The following is a 3,368-nucleotide window of genomic DNA, read 5'->3' as shown; positions in this document are numbered from 1 at the left end:
GTGCGTACAGCACATATTCGCCCATCATTTTGCGATGGCTAATGTCTGGCACTTCGCTTAGCAAGTCCAACACGTAGGCCAAATAATCTTCGCTTGATGCCATAACACTCATCCCCTTCAATCCCATGGCCTGCACCGCCAACACCAAGTATACCTGCACACACCTGTACTTTGTTGGTGTGATAGAAATCGATCAATGTCCGGGGATGCCTTGAAGTAATGGCTTTTGACTCAACTCCTCCAAGTTTGCCTTTTCTTTTTTTTGACTTGAACACACGGTCGTCAATTCCGAGTGCTTGCTTTTATTAATAGGGGGCTTTTGCCTAATCCAATGGTCCGCTTGGGTACGGAGCATATCGTCTACCACCTTTTTTCACCCCTATCTACCAGCAGAGCCATGCTAACCCGTACTATCGCCGAACAACACCGGTACTCCGCTAGCTCCGAAAATATGCAGGTCGTGACGGCATTCAAAGGTAATTCTCCTGTGTACGTGACAACAAGAAGCGGCTTGCAACACACATATGCACTGTTCAGAGAAGTAAGGTAATTACACTGTCAGAAACACGCAAGGCTTGAGGGGAAACCGCCGACCTGGTACTCAATTGGTACTCAGTTAGCAAAACTGAAGTGATCATTAGAACACCTAACACGCTGCAGCACACAAGCACCCAGCGCTTTACTTCGCGCTAGGTACACTAGTCTTATATAGAGCATCAGCGATTATTGAAGCAGTGCTAGAATGACGTTTAATGGCTTTTGGGAGCATCGAGTAAGGAATTCACCAACCAGCCAATCAGCACTTCGATTGGCGTAAAGTAAAAATGAACGAAGGCAGGCTTAACGAAGAAGTTGAGAAGCTTCCTTCGAAAAGCGATCGTGAAGCTGAACGCATAGTGTTTCAGGCAAACAAAACTATCTAGTCCCCTCAAAGCAACGAAGAGAGTAGAGATACGAATGAAATTTGAAAACAAACAGTTAATACTAGCTGGTAAGTTCAAGGCGGGCGACAAGGGCGTCATTGTAAAACAAATGATCGAGATGGCGGGAGGAAACGTAAAAGAAAACCTTACTGTTTCAAAAGAAACAGCCTATGTTGTACTTGGTGCAAAAGGCTCTTCTACGTGGAAAAATAAAAAATGCCCCCAGGCAATAGAAGCAGAAAAACGTCAGAAAAAAGGTCAGGATATCACCGTCGTTTCAGAGGAAACACTGTTTTCTGCGTTGAGTAGCGAAGGCGTTACAAAGGATAAATGGTCAATTGAGTACAAAGAGCTTCTATCAAAAGGTTTCGACCAGATAGAAAAGGCAACAAAGGAAATCGATTGGGTATTGGACTCTTCAAGCCATACTCTTCTTATTGAAAATGACCACCTTCCAGACCTGCTGGGAATGCTTGAAGACGCACAGATTACAGGGTTCCGCTTCCCGATTCCCTCAAAAGATGAGCGTGCTCAATCTTGGAAGCAGTCGACCGAAGCGATTATTGGCGATGATAGTGAAGGCGATATACGAGCAAGCGAATACAGTCCCGAAGACTTAGTAAAGATTCTTCCTTGGGGCCCTAGAATTGGTGAGATAGAACGCATTGTTGCGCCAAAGCTAACAGAGGTTCCTCCAGCCCTTTTTGCTTGGACTAAAGAGCTGAAAGAGGTTGAACTACCAGTTGTCCGGGTTATTCGAAATGGCGCTTTCTATGAATGCACTTCGCTTGAAACCATAAAGATGCCTGAAGTCGTCTTTATCGGTAGTGGCTCATTTTGTCAGTGTCGCTCACTTAGTTGCAAACTTGTTCTTTCTCGGCTTGAGTCGCTTGGAGCAACAGCCTTCTCTAATTGCGAAAAGCTACCAAGTTTTACAACCGCCAGCGAAGGTCGCAAACGCGCCGACGGGAAAGAAGTGCAGGGAACCGGATACACCATTAGAAACATTGGCAATTTTGCCTTCATAAACTGCAATAACCTTAAGAGTGTTGGTTTTAGCAAAGAAGACATCCTGCTTGGGAAAGAATGCTTCCACCGTTGCGAGTCCCTTCCTGATGATATTCGAGCACTAGGCGATGAGGCTTTCGCAAAAGAACTCGCAGAGAAGCAATAAACGAGGTGTAGCGATGTTTGAATACGGCCAAACAAGCGAACGAACGCAAAGAGTCCGCTCTCTTATCGAGCGCGTTTCTGAGCTCGGTAATAACCCCAATACGAACATTGACGACATTAGGGCCGTCATCGCTGATATCGATAGCGAATACAGCGACATTGACGACGTCTTCGTCTCAGCCGCCCAATCTTTGCTCCTAGAAATCGAAGCTGATAGAAATATTAGCCAGGAAGAACGTGACCATCTTTCAGGCTTCATTGCGGTCTTCAACAAGCCCGTTTCCGACAAACCCGTAAATACCATCGAAGGAAAAGATTTTGTCTTAACAGGCGACTTTGCCATTGAGGGCGGCAAAGGTGTCGTTAAAGAAATGATTGCAGCTGGCGGCGGAACGGTAAAATCAGGTGTTTCAAGAAAAACCTCATACGTTATCGTTGGTGCTTTAGGAAGCGATGCGTGGAGCTTCGATGGCTTTGGAAGCAAAGTCAAGAAAGCACTTGATTTAAAACTTACCAACAAGGCAAATATCCTTATAGTTTCCGAAGAGGCCTTTCTGGCTCATGCCGAAACGAGCAATGCGGCAGCCCATGAAGTCCTGGAAGAACAATTTGAACGATTCCGAAGACAACGCGAAGCAACTAAAGTGGTCTCGAAGAATTTTTCGGGGCTCACCAAGGGTCAACAAGAAGTTCTTGATTTGGTTGAGAATGGTGAGAATGTTTACCTTACGGGTCTGGGCGGAACAGGAAAATCTTATGTCCTCGAGAAGATAATCGCGCGGGCCAAGGCTGACAATAAGAATGTTATTGCATGCGCTCCAACTGGAATCGCAGCACTGAACATCGGCGGCAGCACTATCCATCGTGTTCTCGGGATCCGACCCAACAAAACTCTTTCGCTTTCGGTTGCTCCATGGATTAGCGATAATTCACCGTTATTATCATGCGACCTGATGATTGTTGACGAAATATCAATGTGCCGATCAGATCTGTTTGACTACCTTTCTTTAGCCTTAAAAGCTGCTGCCAAATTACGCAAAGACGGCAAAGCTCTTTGTCAGCTGGTTGTTGTCGGTGACTTTTGTCAGCTACCGCCAGTTTTGAAAGCGGAGGACCGCCCTATTCTCGAGCAAAAATACGGCTATGACGTTGCTGAAGGTTATGCGTTTATCGGCACAGAATGGGACTTATGGAACTTCAAAAAGGTTGAGTTAACCGAAGCAATTAGACAGCGAGATTCCTCCTTCGTTACAGCCCTTAACGCCTGTCGTA

The 3,368-nt window shown here is 45.8% G+C and carries 2 protein-coding genes; both read left to right on the top strand.

Going from position 1 to position 3,368, the window contains the following annotated elements; genetic code table 11:
• The first annotated feature begins 957 nt into the window (after positions 1–957).
• On the top strand, positions 958–2,097 hold the full coding sequence (locus RR842_RS13055; RefSeq protein ID WP_332730039.1) for a leucine-rich repeat protein: 1,140 nt from the start codon (positions 958–960) through the stop codon (positions 2,095–2,097).
• 13 nt (positions 2,098–2,110) lie between these two features.
• On the top strand, positions 2,111–3,368 hold a 1,258-nt coding region (locus tag RR842_RS13050; protein WP_332730038.1), incomplete at its 3' end, for an AAA family ATPase.

Origin of the sequence: Gordonibacter sp., from assembly GCF_036667095.1 — a bacterium.
GTDB lineage: Bacteria > Actinomycetota > Coriobacteriia > Coriobacteriales > Eggerthellaceae > Gordonibacter.
Note: the sequence above shows the minus strand (reverse complement) of the source record. Positions and strands in the feature narration are given on the sequence as shown.

Bases quoted from the DNA above. Each gene is read 5' to 3' on its own strand.
- RR842_RS13055 (WP_332730039.1), top strand. From the start codon at position 958: ATGAAATTTGAAAACAAACAGTTAATACTAGCTGGTAAGTTCAAGGCG.